This window comes from Lentzea sp. NPDC051208, from assembly GCF_040682435.1.
Classification (GTDB): Bacteria; Actinomycetota; Actinomycetes; order Mycobacteriales; family Pseudonocardiaceae; genus Lentzea; species Lentzea kristufekii.
In genome coordinates, this window is the sequence record NZ_JBFBAW010000009.1 from 1 (window position 1) to 16011 (window position 16011).

The window sequence follows — 16011 nt, forward strand, 5'->3', positions numbered from 1 at the left end:
AGAAACTCCAACGCTCGAGCCACACCAGCGTTCGCATGCTCAACCGAGACATCCGCGCCTGGATCGAGACCTGGAACGACGACCCACGGCCCTATATCTGGACCAAGACCGCCGACCAGATCCTCGACTCCATCGCACGCTACTGCACACGAATTAACAACTCAGGACACTAGCCCGCTAGCGGCAGGGCGACCGCGCCGGCGAAGCGCGGTTGCTCGGCCTCGTCGAGCATCGCGGCGGCGACGGTCTCCCTGCTGACCTTGGCCCCGAGGTCGAACGGCGGTGCGGCGTCCAGGCCGACGGTGCGGCCGGGGCCTGCCGGTTCGTCGGTGAGCACCCCGGCGTGGAAGACGGTGCCCCCGGCGGCGAGCACGGCGTTGTCGGCCTCGACCTTGTCCGGGATGCGGTCGCCGAAGAACTTCCACAGCACGGCGGCGCCCTCACCCGCCGCCTCGGCCGAGGCGCCCGTTCCGTAGGTGCCGAGCCAGATGATCCGGCGCGGCCCGGCGGCGATCACCGCCTTGGCGCCGTCCGTGAGCACACCGGGGCGGTCCGCGCCCAGGCCGGACAGGACGACGGTGTCCGGGTCGACGGCGATCGAGGCCGGATCGCCCACGTCGCCCGAGACCTTGCGCAGGTTCGGGTGGTCGAGGGTGATCCGCAGCGGATCGCGGGCGATCGCGGTGACGGTGTGGCCGCGCTCCACCGCCTGGCGGGTGAGGGCGAGACCGGTCCGGCCGGAGGCCGCGAGAATTGTCAGGTGCATGCCGAAAACGCTATTGAGCACACCGGTTAACATCAAGTGCAACGTCGTCAACCGGTGATTTACCCAGACGCAATCAGCCTTCTTCGCGCAGCTTCTCCAGCGAGATGGCCAGGTCGTCCGGGTACTCCGCCGTGTACGAGACCCACTGCCCGTCCGCCGGGTGGTGGAACCCGAGCTGACGCGCGTGCAGCCACTGCCGCGTCACGCCGAGCCGCTTGGCCAGCGTCGGGTCGGCCCCGTACGTCAGGTCGCCCACGCACGGGTGGTGCAGCGCCGAGAAGTGCACACGGATCTGGTGCGTGCGCCCGGTCTCCAGGTGCACCTCGACGAACGACGCCGCGCGGAACGCCTCGATGACCTCGTAGTGGGTGATGGACGGCTTGCCGTCCTGCATCACGGCGAACTTGTAGTCGTGCTTGGGGTGACGGTCGATCGGCGCGTCGATGGTGCCCTTGATCGGGTCCGGGTGGCCCTGCACGATCGCGTGGTAGACCTTGTCGACGGTCCGCTCTTTGAAGGCGTGCTTCAGCGCCGAGTACGCGGACTCGGACTTCGCGACCACCATCACGCCGGTCGTGCCGACGTCGAGCCGGTGCACGACACCCTGACGCTCGGCGGCTCCGGACGTGGCGACGCGGTGGCCACCGGCGAGGAGCCCGCCGACCACGGTCGGCCCGGTCCAGCCCGGCGACGGGTGCACGGCGACCCCGACGGGCTTGTCGACGACGATGATGTCGTCGTCCTCGTGGATGATCTTCAGACCTTCGACGGGGATCGCCTGGACGGTGACCGGCTGCGGCGGCGCCGGCAGCGTGATCTCCAGCATCGACCCGGCCGTGAGCCGGTCGGACTTGCCGACGACCCGGCCGTCGACCAGCACGTCGTCGGCGTCGGCGATGGACGCGATGACGGTGCGGGACAAGCCGAGCAGCTTCGCGAGACCGGCGTCGACGCGCATGCCGTCCAGACCGTCGGGAATGGGCAGCGTTCGGTATCCGCTCACGCGGGGCCTCGACCTTCTTCTTCTTGCAGAACCTGCTGAAACTACCAGGAGCGGCTACTTCGACTCCTGCAGACCGTCCTGCTCCACGAGCGGCTCGGCGTTCTTGTGGACGGTGCCGTCGTAGTCGTGCTGCAGCAGCGACAGGACGATGATCGTCACGCCACCGCCGACGATCGCCATGTCGGCGACGTTGAACACCGGCCACACCTGGCCGTACGGGTCGAACAGCGACAGGAAGTCGACCACGTGGCCGCGCATCGGGCCCGGCTCGCGGAAGAGCCGGTCGGCGAGGTTGCCGACGGCACCGCCCAGCACCAGGCCGAGGCCGACGGCCCACTTCGGGGAGCGGAGGTTGCGCGAGATCCAGACGATGAACCCGGCGACGCCGAACGCGATCAGCGCGAGGATCCACGTCATGCTCTCCGCCATGCCGAACGCGGCGCCGGGGTTGCGGACGAACGTCAGGTAGAGCACGCCGCCGAACAGCTTGATCGGGTCGGCGCCCTCGAGGAACGCGACGGACACGACCTTGGTGAGCACGTCGAGGGCCAGCACGCCGGCCGCCAGGATCGCGAGGATCTTCGTCCTCGGTTCCGGCAGCGAGCCGGAGATCGAACCGGAGATCGAGAACTCGTCCTCGTCCTCCGCCTTCGCGGCGGAGGCCGCGGGTTTCTCCCCCGCGTCCGGCTCCTCGGCCACGATCGCGGGCGTCGCGACCGTCTCCGGGTCGCTGACCTGCGCTTCCGCCGGCTTGTCAGCGACCTTCCCGGAGGCTTTCTCCTCGGCCTTGGACTCGTCACTCACCAGGTCATTGTCCACTACAGGGACTACGCGAGGAACGGCGGCAGGGTTCGGTTGTCGTCCTGCGGCACCCAGCGGCCGTCTCGCTGCTCGTAGGTCCACTTCGGACCTTCGGTCACCAGGGTGCGCAGCGCCGCGATCAGACGATCGACGTGCTCCGCCGTCGTGCCGAGGCCGATCGACGCGCGCACGGCACGTTCCTCGTGCGATCCGGCCTGCTTGACCAGACGCCCCACGATCACGTGCGCGCAGAACGCGCCGTCGCGCACACCGATGCCGTACTCGGCGGACAGCGCCGCCGCGAGGAAGCCCGCGTCGAAGCCGGAGATCGTGAAGCTCACGACGCCGACCTTGTCCGCGTCGGCCAGGATCGCCAGCTCGCGGAAGCCGGGGATGGTGCGCAGGCCGTTCTGCAGGCGCGTCAGCAGTTCCTGCTCGTGCGCGACGGTCTGCTCCCAGTGCCGCGACAGGATCTCGCAGGCCGCGGCCAGCGCGTGCACGCCGACGACGTTCGGGCTGCCTGCCTCGTGCCGCTCGGGCACAGCGGACCAGGCCACGCCGAGACGGTCGCCGTGGTCTGTCACCTTCGACGTGGCACCGCCGCCGACCAGGTACGGCTGGGCCTGCTGCAGCCAGTCCGCGCGGCCGACCAGCACACCCGCGCCGAACGGCGCGTAGATCTTGTGACCGGAGAACGCGATGTAGTCGACGCCCAGCTCACGGGCGTTGATCGGGCGGTGCGGGGCGAGCTGCGCGGCGTCGAGCGCGATGCGCGCGCCGTGGCGGCGGGCGACCTTCGCGAGCTCGGCGACGGGCCACAGCTCCCCCGTGACGTTGGACGCCCCGGTGACGATCACGAGCCGAGGGCCGACCGGGGCGGCGGCCAGAGCCCGGTCCAGTGCGACAACAAAAGCGGCAGCAGCACCAGACGCAGTATTTGATTCTTCGGCGAGAGCGGAAACGCGCTGGACGTGGGGACCGCGCCACGGCAGCAGCGCCGCGTGGTGCTCGCTGTCGAACAGCACGACGGCGGTGTTCTTGGGAACGCTGCGCGCCAACAGGTTCAGCGAGTCCGTGGTGTTGCGGGTGAAGACGACGGCGTCGGAGGAGTGCGCGCCGACGAACCTGCGGATGCGGTCGCGGGCCTGCTCGTAGACGCGGGTCGAGACCTGCGAGGCGAACCCGGCGCCGCGGTGCACGCTGGCGTACCAGGGCAGCAGCTCGTCGACGGCGTCGCGGACCTCCTGAAGACAGGGCGCCGACGCCGCGTGGTCGAGGTTGGCGTAGGTGACGCGCTCTCCGGTGACCAGGGGAACACGCAGGTCGGTGCCGACGACAGCCGGAACGGAAGTGGTGGTTCCAGGGGTGATCGCGAGCGTCATCGAGCTGCCTCCGAGGCCAGGGGCCCCAGCGAAGGCCCGCGCTTGACCGGCGCCCCACGCGCCGGACCAGGTCCTCACCAAGGGCACCCCACCGCGGTTGGAGGGTTGCCGGCCAGCAAGCTTGGGCTTGACGCTGGCTCTCATGACCTGCCGACGACGTTAGCGGAGGGTGACACTTCCGTCGACACCCGATCACATGGTGAGAAGCCTCGGAGACCGACTAATCGCCGGTCTCGCCCTTCCACCTGGCGTAGCGGCCGGCCCTGTCGACGGCCCGTACACGCCGCTCAGCAGCGTCACGCGCCTCTTCGGTGGTGACGATGAGCAACTGGTCCTCCGTCTGCAGCCTGGTCGTTGGTTGTGGCGTGAAACTCTTCCCCGAGCGCACCACGAGGCTGACCGTGGCCCCGGTCGGCAGCCGCAGTTCGGACATGTAGACGCCGTGCAGCTTCGACCCGCGCTGGATGTGCACCTGCAGCAGTTCTGCCCCCAGCTCGTCGAGCGGCGAGGCGTCGACCTGGACCTCCTGCGCCTCCCCTGCCTTCACCAGCCCGAGCCGCCGCGCGAGGAACGGCAGCGTCGTGCCCTGCACCACCGTCAGCACGATGACCAGCAGGAACACCACGTCGACCAGCTCGCGGGCGCCCTCGACGCCCTGGATCAGCGGGATCAGCGCGAACACGATCGGCACCGCGCCGCGCAGCCCCGACCAGGAGAGGAACGCCTGTTCGCGCCAGGGCACCTTGAACGGCAGCGAGGCGAGGACCACCGACAGCGGCCGGGCCACGAACGTCAGCACCACGCCCGCGACCAGCGCGGGGAACAGCACGTCGAGCAGGCGCGACGGCGAGGCGTAGAGGCCGAGCAGGACGAAGAGCCCGATCTGGGCGAGCCAGCCCAGGCCTTCGGCGAACGAGAGGGTGTCGGCGCGGTGCGGCAGGCGGGCGTTGCCCAGGACCAGCGCGGCGACGTACGTGGCGAGGAATCCGGAGGCGTGCAGGAGGTCGCCGGCCGTGTAGGCCATGACGCACACCGCCACCGTGGCGAGCGGGTACAGACCGGTGGAGGGCAGCGCCGCGCGTCTGAGCCCGGCCCCGCCGAGATAGCCGAGGGCCACGCCGATGAGCGCGCCCGCGCCCAGTTCGTAGATCACCAGCAGTGGCGCGGTCCAGGAGATCTGGTCCGAGGAGGCCAGCAGCACCACGGCGATGTAGACCGGCGCGTCGTTGAGGCCGGACTCCAGTTCGAGTGCGCCCGTGAGCCGTGCGCCGACACCCAACGAGCGCAGGACGCTGAAGACGGCGGCCGCGTCGGTGGACGACAGGACCGCGCCCCACAGCAACGCCATCCGCCAGTCGAGGCCCAGCAGGAAGTGCAACGCCGTTCCGGTCACCGCCACGCTCACCGCGACGGCCACTGTGGACAGTGCGACGCCCAGCCGCAGCGAGGACTTCACCGCGCTCCAGCGGGTGGTGATGCCGCCCTCGGTCAGGATCAGCACCAGCGCCGCGATGCCGAGGGACTGGGTGAGGTCGGCGTCGTCGAACCTGATGCCGACGACGGACTCGCCGAGGACCACGCCGATGCCCAGGTACAGCAGAAGTGAGGGCAGCCCGAGCCGGGTCGACACCCGCACCGCGATCACGGAGATCAGCAGTACGGCCGCGCCGATGCCCAGAACGACCGTGACGTCACCCACCTGGACCATTCTGGTTGATCACCACCGATTCCGACGAATCCGACGATCGCCTCTACCGGGCTCATGCACGGAGGAGCATGTTGATCAGTGGCTCAATCCCTAACCCTGCACGGAGTTGAACCATGAGGATCCTGATCGCGCTGGCGGCCGCCTTGATGGTGACCGGAGCGACCACCGCACAGGCGGCGGCACCCGCGGCTCTCGTCGCACCGAACATCAACGTCGCGAACGTCCAAGCACACCTGAACCAGTTCCAGTCGATCGCCAACTCCAACGGCGGCAACCGCGCCCACGGACGACCGGGGTACCTGGCCTCGATCAACTGGGTGAAGAGCAAGCTCGACGCGGCCGGCTTCACGACGCGCGTCCAGTCGTTCACCTACAACGGCGCCACCGGCTACAACCTGATCGCGGACTACCCCGGCGGCGACCTGAACAACGTCGTCATGCTGGGCGGCCACCTCGACAGCGTCACGGCGGGCCCCGGCATCAACGACAACGGCACGGGCTCCGCGTCGATCCTGGAGGTCGCCCTCCAGATGAAGGCGACGAACTTCCAGCCGACCAAGCACGTGCGGTTCGGCTGGTGGGGTGCGGAGGAACTCGGGCTGCGCGGCTCGACGTTCTACGTGAAATCCCTGTCCACCAACGAGAAGTCGAGGATCAAGGCGTACCTGAACTTCGACATGACCGGTTCGCCGAACCCCGGCTACTTCGTCTACAACGGCTCCGACCGCCAGCCCCCCGGTTCGGTGGCATTGCAGCAGCGGCTGCAGGAGGGCTTCACCTCGATCGGCGTCCAGACCGAGCTGACCAACGTCGGCGGCCGCTCCGACCACGCGGCGTTCGCACAGGAGGGCATCGCGACCGGAGGCACGTTCACCGGCGCCGAGCAGACCAAGACCGCGGCCCAGGCTCGGAAGTGGGGCGGTACGGCCGGCCAGGCCTTCGACCGCTGCTACCACCGCTCCTGCGACACGACGTCCAACGTCAACGCCACGGCGCTCGACCGCAACGCGGACGTGATCGCCTACGCGTTGTGGGCGACCGCGGCCTGATCTGACTTCTGCGTGAGCACCTGCACGGCCTCGTCGAGCACCGGTTCGACGAGGCCGGGCAGGGTCGCCCACATCTGCACCTGCCCCAGGTAGAGGCTGAACGCGATGAGCGCACGCTTCTTCGCGTGCTCCTGGTCGAACCCGAGTTGCTCGAACAACTCGGTCAGGTAGCCGATCCTCTTCACGGTGACGCGCTGGAGGACCGGAGCGATCACCTCGTTGCCCGCGCCAGCCTGCAACGCCATCTCCACCGACCCCTTGCGGGTCTGGTCGAGCACCACGGTGAACAGCGTCCTGAGCTTCTCGTGCGGGGTCCTCCCGGACTCGGCCAGCTCGATGACCTTCTCGGTGTGCTCCCGCTCCCACCGCTCGACCGTCGCCTTCAGCAACGCCTCGCGGTTCGGGAAGTGGTGGTAGACGCTCCCCTTCGTGGCCCCGGCCCGCGCCGCCAAGGGCTCGATCGCGACGGCCTGAAGCCCGCCTTCGGCCAGCGCTCTCAGCGCTATCTCAGTCCAGTCGTCACGATTTCGCCGCACCACACTTCCGTACGCTAGCGTACGTTCCAGGAACATACGGCAGCGTATGGAGGGGATGCACATGATCAAGAACGTCCACACCCGCGACCTGGGCGTGCCCGCAGGCCCGTTCGTCGAGCGCATCCAGGAACTCTGGCCACCCGCCTGGGGCAAGCTGGCGTTCGACCGTCCGCTGGGCATCGGCGCGGACGGCGGGCACGGCCCGATCCGGTACCACTGCACGGAGTTCGTCCCCGGCGAGTCGGTCACCTTCGAGTTCTCCGACATGTCGGGCAGCCACACGCTCTCGGCGTCCGGCACGGTCCTGCGGCACGAGCTGATCGGCCGGTTCGGCCTCGAGGACCGGCTGCGCTGGGCGCTGGCGATCAGATGGCTGCACGACGCGTGCCTGGAGGACCTGTTCGACGCCTGCGAACGCGCGGCGGGCCGCGAGCCCGCCGCACCAGCCCGATGGTCGCCCTGGGTCAGGCTGGTGCGGCGGTTGTTCACTCCACGGGCACGGCCCGGTCGCTCACAGCCCGGTCACGCACATCAGGATCACTCGCAGCGCGCGTGAACCGGCGTGTAGGTGCCCTCGCTGTACGACCAGCCGTACAACGACCCGGTGTCCGCGAACTCCTCGTAGCCGGCGGTCACCGGAGGCTGGTCGAACTGGCCCGTGGAGCGCCAGATCGCGGCCGGGCCGGGGAAGTGCCCTTCTCCCACCGTGCGCCCCAGGACGTCACCGGACGAGGTGACGCGCGTGGCTTCGGCCGACCCTTCCAGGGTGCGGACGAGGCCACCCCGCAGGTCCCACTCCACGCCGATCGGGTTCGCCCAGTTCTCCTGCGCCGAGAAGCCGACCACCCGGCCGTTGCGGATGCCCTGGACCCTGGTCTCGCTGTGCCCGCGCAACGGTTGTAAGAGGGTGCGCTCGCCCCCCTCGTCCCAGACGTAGGACTGCGTGGGTTCCTCGGCCGAACCAGAGCGCCAGGCGGCCACGCGGCCCTGCTCGTCGATGCCGGCGACGGTCCAGTGCGCACCGTCGTCGGTGCCGGAGACGGAACGCGGGTCAGCCGAGTCCCCCGGGCCAGATCGCCACCGTGCGGCCGGAGTTGCCGACCGTGGTGCCGGAGTTGTTCAGCGCCACGGCGAAGGCGTAGCCGGCCCCTGGTAACGGGTTCAGGTCCACTCCCGCACGGCGGGCACGCCCCTGTGAGGAGTTGATCAGGACGGTGCCCGAGGAGTTGACGTCGGCCGCGAACTCGCCGGGCGCCAGCGGCTGTGACTCCACGGAACCGTTGTGCCACAGCAAGACCACGTCGCGCCACGGCGTGGCCACGCCAGTGCCCACCACGTGGCTGCCGTCGATCGCGGCGCCGGTGATCTGCGAGAAACTCGTCCCCTCGGGCAGAGGCAGAGCAGTCGACGTCCACGCGCAGCCGGCCGCGGACGCCGGTACGGGAGCCAGCAGGCTCAAGACGCTCACGGACGCGACCAGCAGAACCCTCATCACTCCCCTCCCGCACAGTCGAGCAGCAACGGGGACGTACCGGCCGTGCCGTAGATGTCGCCCTCGTCGGTCAACGAGGGATACGCGGGTACACCAGGCGTCGGACGCGAACCACTGGGATCCGCCCACAACTCCGTGTCGCCCCAGGTGGTCTTGCCGAGCAGGTGACCGTGCGAGTTCACCGCCAGGACCTCCGCGGCGAAGGCGTACGGCTCACTCACCGCGCCGGACACGTCCCACCGGACGACCTTCGACTCGGCCACGCCCACGGCGTTGTTCCCGCGCACGGCCTTCATCTCGGCGCTGCCGAGCGGGACGACGTCGCCGGACGGGCGGATCCAGTGCGCGACGCCGCCCGACGTGGCCAGCACCGAACCGTCGTCGGCGACGCCCACCGGCATCCACGACGCGTCCGTGCCCGGAACCCGTTGTGGCACAGCGGAATCCGCCGGCCACACCACGGGCTTGCCGTCCGAACGCCCGAGCACGTCGCCGCGCTCGTTGATGTCCAGAGCCTCGACCCGGTGCTCACCGGGCAGGCCCTGCAGACCCTGCACCGAGTCCGGCACACCCGCCCGCCACCGCGCGGCGGCCGGGAACAGCTGCGCGGTCAGGATCACCACGCCGGACGAGTTCACGTCCTGCGCCCACGACGGGTTGCGGAAGGACGACAGCTGGTCGACCAGCTGCCCGTCCTTCCACACCAGCGCCGTGCTGCCGGACATCGACCAGAACGACCCGGTGCCCACGGCGAACGAGCCGGCCGCCGACACCACGCCGTGACTCCGCACGGCAGGCGGCACCGGCAGTTCGACGTACTCCCACGATCTGCACGCGGCGACCGGATCGGCCGCCGGATCAGCCGACGCGGTGGCGGGCACCACCACACCGGCCGACAGGACCAGTGCGCCCACGAAGACGCGCCATCCCCCAGTCAGGACCATCGCAACCCCCTTGCTAGTTGGCCTGGTTCGACCGTAGCGAGGGTGTCCGACAATTTTTCCGGCGAGCACGACGCGGGGCCGCCATCCGAAGACAGCGGCCCCGCGGTTCACTCGAATGGATCAGGCCTTGGCGACAGCGACCTTCACCTTGGCGCCGTCACCGACGGTGCCCTCGGCCGTGCCCTCGCCGAACACCACCGACGTCGTCAGCGTCTCCGCCTGGACGAACTCCAGGTGCGGCTCCACCGCGGCACGCACCGCGTCCGGCAGCTCCAGCGTCAGCGTGATCCGGTCGGACACGTCGAGCTGGGCGTCCTTGCGCGCCTGCTGCACCACGCGCACCAGGTCGCGCGCGACACCCTCGGCCTCCAGTTCCGGCGACACCACCGTGTCGAGCACGACGACACCGGCACCGCCGGGCAGAGCGGCCGTGGCGGCGGGATCCGTTGCCACCAGGCGCTGTTCGTACTCACCCTCGAACAGCTCGACACCGGCGGCGACGATCCTGCCGTCCACCTCGGACCAGTCACCGGCCTTGACGGCCTTGATGACCTTCTGCACGTTCGGCCCGAGCCGCGGCCCGGCCGCCCGCGCGTTGACGACCAGCTGGAACTGCCCGTAGGCGTCGACGTCCGTGGACAGCGACACCTCCTTGACGTTGACCTCGTCGCGCACGATCCCGGCGAAGTCCTCCAGCGAGCCCGCCACCGGCGACGCCACCGTCAAACGCGCCAGCGGAAGCCGCACGCGCAGCTTGTTCGCCTTGCGCAGCGACAACGCCGTCGAGCAGACGTCGCGCACCTCGTCCATCGCCGCGACCAGCGCGTCGTCCGCCGGCAGGTCCGACACCGACGGGAAGTCCGTCAGGTGCACCGAACGGCCACCGGTCAGCCCGCGCCACACGACCTCGGAGGTGTACGGCAGCAACGGCGCGGTGACGCGCGTGACGACCTCCAGCACGGTGTGCAGGGTGTCGATCGCGTCCTGCTCGCCGTCCCAGAACCGCTGCCGCGACCGCCGCACGTACCAGTTCGTCAGCACCTCCAGGTACTCGCGCACCAGCTGGCACGCACCGGAGATGTCGTAGACGTCCATCGCCGTCTGGACGTCGCGCACCAGGTCGTGCGTCTTCGCCAGCGCGTACCGGTCGAGCACGTTCTTCGAGTCGACGCGCCACGTGCCCTCCTTCCCGGAAGCGTTGGAGTACAACGCGAGGAAGTACCAGGAGTTCCACAACGGCAGCACCGCCTGGCGCACCGCGTCCCGGATGCCGCGCTCGGTCACCACGAGGTCGCCACCGCGCAGGATCGGCGAGGCCATGAGGAACCAGCGCATGGCGTCGGAGCCGTCGCGGTCGAAGACCTCGTTGACGTCCGGGTAGTTCTTCAGCGACTTGGACATCTTCTGGCCGTCGTCACCGAGCACGATGCCGTGCGCCACGCAGTCGCGGAACGCGGGCCGGTCGAACAACGCCGTCGCGAGCACGTGCAGCGTGTAGAACCAGCCACGCGTCTGCCCGTTGTACTCGACGATGAAGTTGCCCGGGTAGTGGTTCTCGAACCAGTCCGCGTTCTCGAACGGGTAGTGCACCTGCGCGAACGACATCGAGCCCGACTCGAACCAGCAGTCGAGCACGTCCGGGATGCGCCGCATCGTCGACTGACCGCTCGGGTCGTCCGGGTTCGGCCGCGTCAGCTCGTCGATGAACGGCCGGTGCAGGTTGTCCGGGCGCACGCCGAAGTCGCGCTCCAGCTCGTCCAGCGACCCGTACACGTCCGTGCGCGGGAACTCGGGGTTGTCCGAGGTCCACACCGGCAGCGGCGAGCCCCAGTACCGGTTGCGCGAGATGTTCCAGTCGCGCGCGTTCTCGAGCCACTTGCCGAACTGGCCGTCCTTGATGTGGCCGGGCACCCAGTTGATCTGCTGGTTGAGCTCGACCATCCGGTCCTTGAACTGCGTGACCGCGACGAACCACGCCGACAGCGCGCGCTGGATCAGCGGGTTCGCACACCGCCAGCAGTGCGGGTACGGGTGGTCGTAGGTCTCGTGACGCAGCAGCAGGCCCGCTTCCTTGAGGTCGCGGATGATCAGCTTGTTCGCCTCGAAGACGTGCACGCCCTGGTACGGCGCCACCTCCGCGGTGAACTTGCCGTCCGGCCCGACCGGCACGACGACCTCGATGCCCGCCGCGTCCGTCACGACCTTGTCGTCCTCACCGAACGCCGGCGCGATGTGGACGATGCCCGTGCCGTCGTCGGTCGTCACGTAGTCGGCCGTCAGGACCTGGTGCGCGTTCTCGCGGCCCACGAAGAAGTCGAACGGCGGCAGGTACTTCTTGCCGACCAGGTCCGAGCCCTTGTAGCGCGCGACGACCTCGGGCTCCTCGCCCAGCTCACGCGCGTACGCCGCGACACGGGCCTCGGCGAGCAGGTACCTGTCACCGTCGGAGCCCACGACCGTCACGTAGTCGACGTCCGGGTGCACCGCGGCGGCGAGGTTGCTCGGCAGCGTCCACGGCGTCGTCGTCCAGACCAGGGCCTTCTCGCCGGACTCCAGGCGCAGCGCCACCGTGACGGCCGGATCCTGCCGGTCCCGGTAGGCGTCGTCCATCTTGGTCTCGGTGTTGGACAGCGGCGTCTGGCAACGCCAGCAGTACCAGAGCACCCGGAAGCCCTCGTAGATCAAGCCCTTGTCCCACAAGGCCTTGAACGCCCACATGACGCTTTCCATGTAGTCGAGGTCGAGCGTCTTGTAGTCGTTGTCGAAGTCGACCCAGCGAGCCTGCCGCGTCACGTAGTCGCGCCACTGGTCCGTGTACTGCAGCACGGAAGTGCGGCACGCCTCGTTGAACTTCTCGATGCCCAGCTCGTCGATCTCGTGCTTCTGCGTGATGCCGAGCTGCTTCTCCGCCTCGTACTCGGCGGGCATGCCGTGCGTGTCCCAGCCGAACCGGCGCTCGACGTGCTTGCCGCGCATCGTCTGGTAGCGCGGCACGACGTCCTTGACGTAGCCGGTCAGCAGGTGCCCGTAGTGCGGCAGGCCGTTGGCGAACGGCGGGCCGTCGTAGAAGACGAACTCGTTCTCGCCGTGCTCACCGGCCGGGTTGCGGTCGATGCTCGCCTGGAAGGTCTCGTCGTCCTTCCAGTACCCGAGCACGTCCTGCTCGAGGTTCGGAAAGGACGGCTGCGCCGGGACCTCGTTCGCTCCGGCCCTGGGGTAGGCCATCTTCACTGCTCCTCGCGGTCAGATGCGACACGCGAGGACGACACGCCGATGTGGCTCGGCCTGCCGCGGTACCACCCCGCTTGCCCGCCTGACGGCGAGCCTCTCGTTCTTCGGCTGTGACGGGCCGGTCCCGTCCGGTTCTACTGAGATGCTCGCGCATCCGTTCTTCCGGAGGCTCCCCGGTGATGGCCGGATCGGTGCCTGTGAGTTACAGGGTAACCGGAGGCGCAAACCGTATGCTCGGCCGATGACGTTGACCATCGCGTTGTCGATCGTGCTGGCCCTGCTGTTCGTGGCGACAGGCGCGGGCAAGCTGTTCGGTGCGAAGGCGTCACTCGAGGCACGCGACCACTTCCGGATGAACCCGGCGCTGTGGCGCACCATCGGCGCGCTGGAGTGGGCGGGCGCGGCGGGTCTCGTCGTCGGCCTGTTCACGTGGGAATGGGTGGCGCACGCGGCCGCCGTCGGCCTCGGGCTGCTGATGGTCGGTGCCACGATCACGCGGTTGCGGTACGACTCGAAGCCCACGGGTGTCGTCGTGGACCTCGCGCTGCTCGCGTTGCTGATCATGCTCCTGTTCTTGGACCGGTGAGGTTCCACCTCTTCGGCCCGCCCGAGGTCCGGCGGGGCACCGACCTCGTCGGCGTGGGCCACGCACGTCAGCTGAGCGTGCTGGCGGTGTTGCTGGTGGACGTCAACCAGGTCGTCGGTGTCGACAAGCTGCTGGCACGGGTGTGGGGCGATGTGCCGCCGCGGCAGGCCAAGGCCGCGCTCTACAGCTACGTGTCGCGGTTGCGGGCGGCGTTGGGCGGTATCCCGATCGTGCGCCGCTCTGGCGGGTACGTGCTGGAGGCCGACCCTGCGTCGATCGACCTGCATCACTTCCGCTCTCTCGTGGCGCTCGGACGGCCTGCCGAGGCCATGCCGCTCGTGCGCGGCGAACCGTTCGGGGGGCTGCACGGCGCGTGGTTCGACGGTCTGCGCGAAACGCTGGCGGGTGGGATCGCCGCGGCCGAACTGGACCACACCGACGCGCGCCTGGCCGCCGGCGAACATGTGTCGCTGGTTGCCGAGCTGACCGCGCGCACGTCCGAACGTCCGCTCGACGAACGCCCTGCGGTGCAACTGATGCGTGCGTTGATCGGCGCCGGACAACGCGCCGATGCGATCGCCTACTACTCGCGGCTCCGCGATCGGCTCGCGGACGAACTGGGCCTCGACCCCGGTCCCGCGTTGCGCGACCTGCACGCGTCGCTGGTCCAGCGTCCACAGTGGAGCCCGCGGCAACTTCCGCCGCCCCCGCGGATTTCACCGGCGTGGCGGCCGAACTCGCGGCCCTCGACCTGGACGGTCCGATCGTCGCGATCACCGGCCGGCCAGCGACCCGGCCGACGTCGTCCGCGAGTTCATCACCACGCTCGGCACAAGCCCGGACGGCATCCCGCCGGAGCCGCACGCGCAGACGGCGCTCTACCGCACGTTGCTGGCCGACCGGCGAATGCTGATCGTGCTCGACAACGCCGCGGACACCGCGCAAGTCGTGCCGCTGATACCGGGCACACCACGCTGCCGTGTCGTCGTGACGAGCCGCGAACGCCTGCCAGGCCTCGTCACCGCCCACGGCGCGCGCCCGGTCGTGCTCTGAGTAGATCCACTCATGGCGCGCCGAGTTCCACCTCCCCCAGACTTCTCGACGAGGTGATTGGGGGATCACGTGGAAGTTCTGGCACTCGCCCTGCGGCGACCAGCCGCTCACCGCGTTCCTGGTTCGGGTCGACTTCATCCGCTGACACCCTGGGGGTAACCATGATTCGCGCTGTTCTGACCACCACGGCCTTACTGCTCGCCACCGCCACACCGGCCTCGGCCGACGCCACCGGCTATCTCTTCTGGGACTCCGACCCGGAGGCACACCCGACTCAGGGCCGCTCCGGCAACTGGACGCCACCGGAGCTGTTCTCCGTGCGCGAGGACCCGGAGGAGGGCAACCTCATCCGGATCAAGGGCGAGTCCTCCGACGGGTGGGAGTACCTCATGATCCAGCTGTACCGCCACGACGGGCAGCGCATCACGGAGGGCCACTTCGAGAACCAGAAGGTCCTGGTCGTGAACCGCGGCCTCGGCTGGTACGACAACGGCGGCGACTTCGCCGTCGAGCACATCGCCTACAACGACGAGGGTCTGATCTCGGAGTTCGACGCCGCGATCGAGCACCACTACGAGGACCAGCCGAACACCACGTTCCGCGCGAAGGTCAGCTACCGGCGCTGAGGTCGGGAGGGGTGGTCGTGTTCCGTCTGCGGAGCACGACCACTCCGGCCACCACGAGTGCGAGCAGCACAACGCCGCTGATCGGCAACGTCCAGCGCTCGAGGAGAGTGCGCGGGGGCATGGCCTCGCGGACGAAGGCGCGCACCTCGTCCCGCATCGACGAGTCCGCGGTCAGCGCCGCCCCGGACGCCGCGCCCGGCGCGATCTTCAGCCTGCTGTCCGGCGCGGCCCCGGCGACCTCGCGTGCTTCGCCGGCCATGTCGTCGTTCTGCGCCGCGGCGACGAAGGCCGGCACGTCGACCGCCCTGACTCCTGCCACGGCGTCGAGTTCCGTGCCCTGCCTGGTGACCGCGAACGGGGAGAGCAGGACCAGCCCCTTCAGGCCGGAGATCTTCTCGGCTGTCGCGGCGACAGCGGTGGCACCGGTGCCGGCCCCGGCGGCCACGATCGAGGTCGCGTCACGACGCTGGAGCTCCCGCGCGGCGCCCATCACGTCCAAGCCGTACCGGTACTCGCCCCTCGGGACGACCCCGGCCCGCACCTGGTGGAGAAACACCTGGTAGCCGTCGTCCGCGAGTTGCCGGGCCAACGGCAGCCACGCGCAGAGAGACTCGCCAGTGCCGGGTGTGAGCAGCACGCCACTGGATCCGCTGCCCAGCACCAGTCCACGCAACACGACGTGGTCGTCGGCTCTGAAGCTGATCGCGTCATGACGCAGATCCGCGGGCACGCACTGATCCAGCTCGGGTTGTGCGGTCGCTGGGGCTGCACCGGCGAGGACGAACGCGGAAACGACGGCCAGGGCTCTCAGCCTCATGGCTCGTTCCTACCGCC

General features: G+C 69.5%; 15 protein-coding genes, 1 pseudogene and 1 riboswitch. Of the genes and pseudogenes, 5 read left to right on the forward strand and 11 right to left on the reverse strand.

Annotated elements, in window-relative coordinates; genetic code table 11:
- Nucleotides 1-173, forward strand: a pseudogene (locus AB0M48_RS22375) (IS630 family transposase); the annotation flags it as partial.
- On the opposite strand, the gene AB0M48_RS22380 reads toward AB0M48_RS22375, so the two are convergent.
- The 5 genes from AB0M48_RS22380 to AB0M48_RS22400 form a co-directional block, all read right to left on the reverse strand.
- On the reverse strand, nt 170-766 hold the full coding sequence (locus AB0M48_RS22380; RefSeq protein ID WP_363845208.1) for an NAD(P)-binding oxidoreductase: 597 nt from the start codon (nt 764-766) through the stop codon (nt 170-172). The pseudogene AB0M48_RS22375 and the gene AB0M48_RS22380 overlap by 4 nt on opposite strands.
- A gap of 73 nt (nt 767-839) precedes the next feature.
- A complete protein-coding gene (locus AB0M48_RS22385) occupies nt 840-1724 on the reverse strand; it encodes an RluA family pseudouridine synthase (protein WP_363845965.1) in 885 nt (294 codons plus the stop codon).
- A 99-nt stretch (nt 1725-1823) separates the two neighbouring features.
- Nucleotides 1824-2573: a signal peptidase II gene (gene lspA, locus AB0M48_RS22390; protein WP_363845211.1), complete on the reverse strand. Its 750-nt coding sequence runs from the start codon at nt 2571-2573 to the stop codon at nt 1824-1826.
- A 23-nt stretch (nt 2574-2596) separates the two neighbouring features.
- Entirely contained in the window at nt 2597-3952 is a 1356-nt protein-coding gene (locus AB0M48_RS22395) for an aminotransferase class V-fold PLP-dependent enzyme (RefSeq protein ID WP_363845214.1), read from the reverse strand.
- A gap of 33 nt (nt 3953-3985) precedes the next feature.
- Nucleotides 3986-4100: riboswitch (SAM riboswitch) on the reverse strand.
- A 72-nt stretch (nt 4101-4172) separates the two neighbouring features.
- Nucleotides 4173-5651, reverse strand: a complete 1479-nt coding sequence (locus AB0M48_RS22400; RefSeq protein ID WP_363845217.1) for a potassium/proton antiporter — start codon at nt 5649-5651, stop codon at nt 4173-4175.
- Nucleotides 5652-5773: 122 nt separating this feature from the next.
- On the opposite strand from AB0M48_RS22400, the gene AB0M48_RS22405 reads away from it, so the two are divergent.
- Nucleotides 5774-6709: a M28 family metallopeptidase gene (locus AB0M48_RS22405; RefSeq protein ID WP_363845220.1), complete on the forward strand. Its 936-nt coding sequence runs from the start codon at nt 5774-5776 to the stop codon at nt 6707-6709.
- Here the strand turns inward: AB0M48_RS22405 and AB0M48_RS22410 are convergent.
- The gene (locus tag AB0M48_RS22410) at nt 6682-7245 is read right to left on the reverse strand and encodes a TetR/AcrR family transcriptional regulator (RefSeq protein WP_363845223.1); all 564 of its coding nucleotides are present in this window, start codon (nt 7243-7245) and stop codon (nt 6682-6684) included. The two genes, AB0M48_RS22405 and AB0M48_RS22410, sit on opposite strands and share 28 nt — an antisense overlap.
- Before the next feature lie 61 nt (nt 7246-7306).
- Here AB0M48_RS22410 and AB0M48_RS22415 point away from each other — a divergent pair, with 61 nt between their 5' ends.
- The gene (locus AB0M48_RS22415; protein WP_363845226.1) at nt 7307-7801 is read left to right on the forward strand and encodes an SRPBCC family protein; all 495 of its coding nucleotides are present in this window, start codon (nt 7307-7309) and stop codon (nt 7799-7801) included.
- On the opposite strand, the gene AB0M48_RS22420 is transcribed toward AB0M48_RS22415, so the two are convergent.
- The 4 genes from AB0M48_RS22420 to ileS all read right to left on the reverse strand — a co-directional run bounded on the left by AB0M48_RS22420 (nt 7783) and on the right by ileS (nt 12906).
- On the reverse strand, nt 7783-8226 hold the full coding sequence (locus tag AB0M48_RS22420) for a hypothetical protein (protein ID WP_363845229.1): 444 nt from the start codon (nt 8224-8226) through the stop codon (nt 7783-7785). The two genes, AB0M48_RS22415 and AB0M48_RS22420, sit on opposite strands and share 19 nt — an antisense overlap.
- 70 nt (nt 8227-8296) lie before the next feature.
- The gene (locus AB0M48_RS22425) at nt 8297-8737 is read right to left on the reverse strand and encodes a hypothetical protein (protein ID WP_363845232.1); all 441 of its coding nucleotides are present in this window, start codon (nt 8735-8737) and stop codon (nt 8297-8299) included.
- On the reverse strand, nt 8737-9681 hold the full coding sequence (locus AB0M48_RS22430) for a hypothetical protein (RefSeq protein ID WP_363845235.1): 945 nt from the start codon (nt 9679-9681) through the stop codon (nt 8737-8739). The genes AB0M48_RS22425 and AB0M48_RS22430 overlap by 1 nt, the downstream gene beginning before the upstream one ends.
- Nucleotides 9682-9801: 120 nt before the next feature.
- A complete protein-coding gene (ileS, locus tag AB0M48_RS22435) occupies nt 9802-12906 on the reverse strand; it encodes an isoleucine--tRNA ligase (RefSeq protein ID WP_363845238.1) in 3105 nt (1034 codons plus the stop codon).
- 247 nt (nt 12907-13153) lie between these two features.
- On the opposite strand from ileS, the gene AB0M48_RS22440 reads away from it, so the two are divergent.
- A complete protein-coding gene (locus AB0M48_RS22440) occupies nt 13154-13498 on the forward strand; it encodes a DoxX family protein (RefSeq protein WP_363845241.1) in 345 nt (114 codons plus the stop codon).
- Entirely contained in the window at nt 13495-15177 is a 1683-nt protein-coding gene (locus AB0M48_RS22445) for a BTAD domain-containing putative transcriptional regulator (protein ID WP_363845244.1), read from the forward strand. The genes AB0M48_RS22440 and AB0M48_RS22445 overlap by 4 nt, the downstream gene beginning before the upstream one ends.
- On the opposite strand, the gene AB0M48_RS22450 is transcribed toward AB0M48_RS22445, so the two are convergent.
- Entirely contained in the window at nt 15161-15994 is an 834-nt protein-coding gene (locus tag AB0M48_RS22450) for a hypothetical protein (RefSeq protein WP_363845247.1), read from the reverse strand. The genes AB0M48_RS22445 and AB0M48_RS22450 overlap by 17 nt on opposite strands.
- Between the last annotated feature and the right edge of the window lie 17 nt (nt 15995-16011).

Excerpts from the sequence above, each read along its gene's own strand:
- AB0M48_RS22380 (WP_363845208.1), bottom strand. The coding sequence starts at position 766 with ATGCACCTGACAATTCTCGCGGCCTCCGGCCGGACCGGTCTCGCCCTC.
- AB0M48_RS22385 (WP_363845965.1), bottom strand. The coding sequence starts at position 1,724 with ATGCGCGTCGACGCCGGTCTCGCGAAGCTGCTCGGCTTGTCCCGCACC.
- AB0M48_RS22395 (WP_363845214.1), bottom strand. The coding sequence starts at position 3,952 with ATGACGCTCGCGATCACCCCTGGAACCACCACTTCCGTTCCGGCTGTC.
- AB0M48_RS22405 (WP_363845220.1), top strand. The coding sequence starts at position 5,774 with ATGAGGATCCTGATCGCGCTGGCGGCCGCCTTGATGGTGACCGGAGCG.
- AB0M48_RS22415 (WP_363845226.1), top strand. The coding sequence starts at position 7,307 with ATGATCAAGAACGTCCACACCCGCGACCTGGGCGTGCCCGCAGGCCCG.
- AB0M48_RS22425 (WP_363845232.1), bottom strand. The coding sequence starts at position 8,737 with ATGAGGGTTCTGCTGGTCGCGTCCGTGAGCGTCTTGAGCCTGCTGGCT.
- AB0M48_RS22430 (WP_363845235.1), bottom strand. The coding sequence starts at position 9,681 with ATGGTCCTGACTGGGGGATGGCGCGTCTTCGTGGGCGCACTGGTCCTG.
- ileS (WP_363845238.1), bottom strand. The coding sequence starts at position 12,906 with ATGGCCTACCCCAGGGCCGGAGCGAACGAGGTCCCGGCGCAGCCGTCC.
- AB0M48_RS22440 (WP_363845241.1), top strand. The coding sequence starts at position 13,154 with ATGACGTTGACCATCGCGTTGTCGATCGTGCTGGCCCTGCTGTTCGTG.
- AB0M48_RS22450 (WP_363845247.1), bottom strand. The coding sequence starts at position 15,994 with ATGAGGCTGAGAGCCCTGGCCGTCGTTTCCGCGTTCGTCCTCGCCGGT.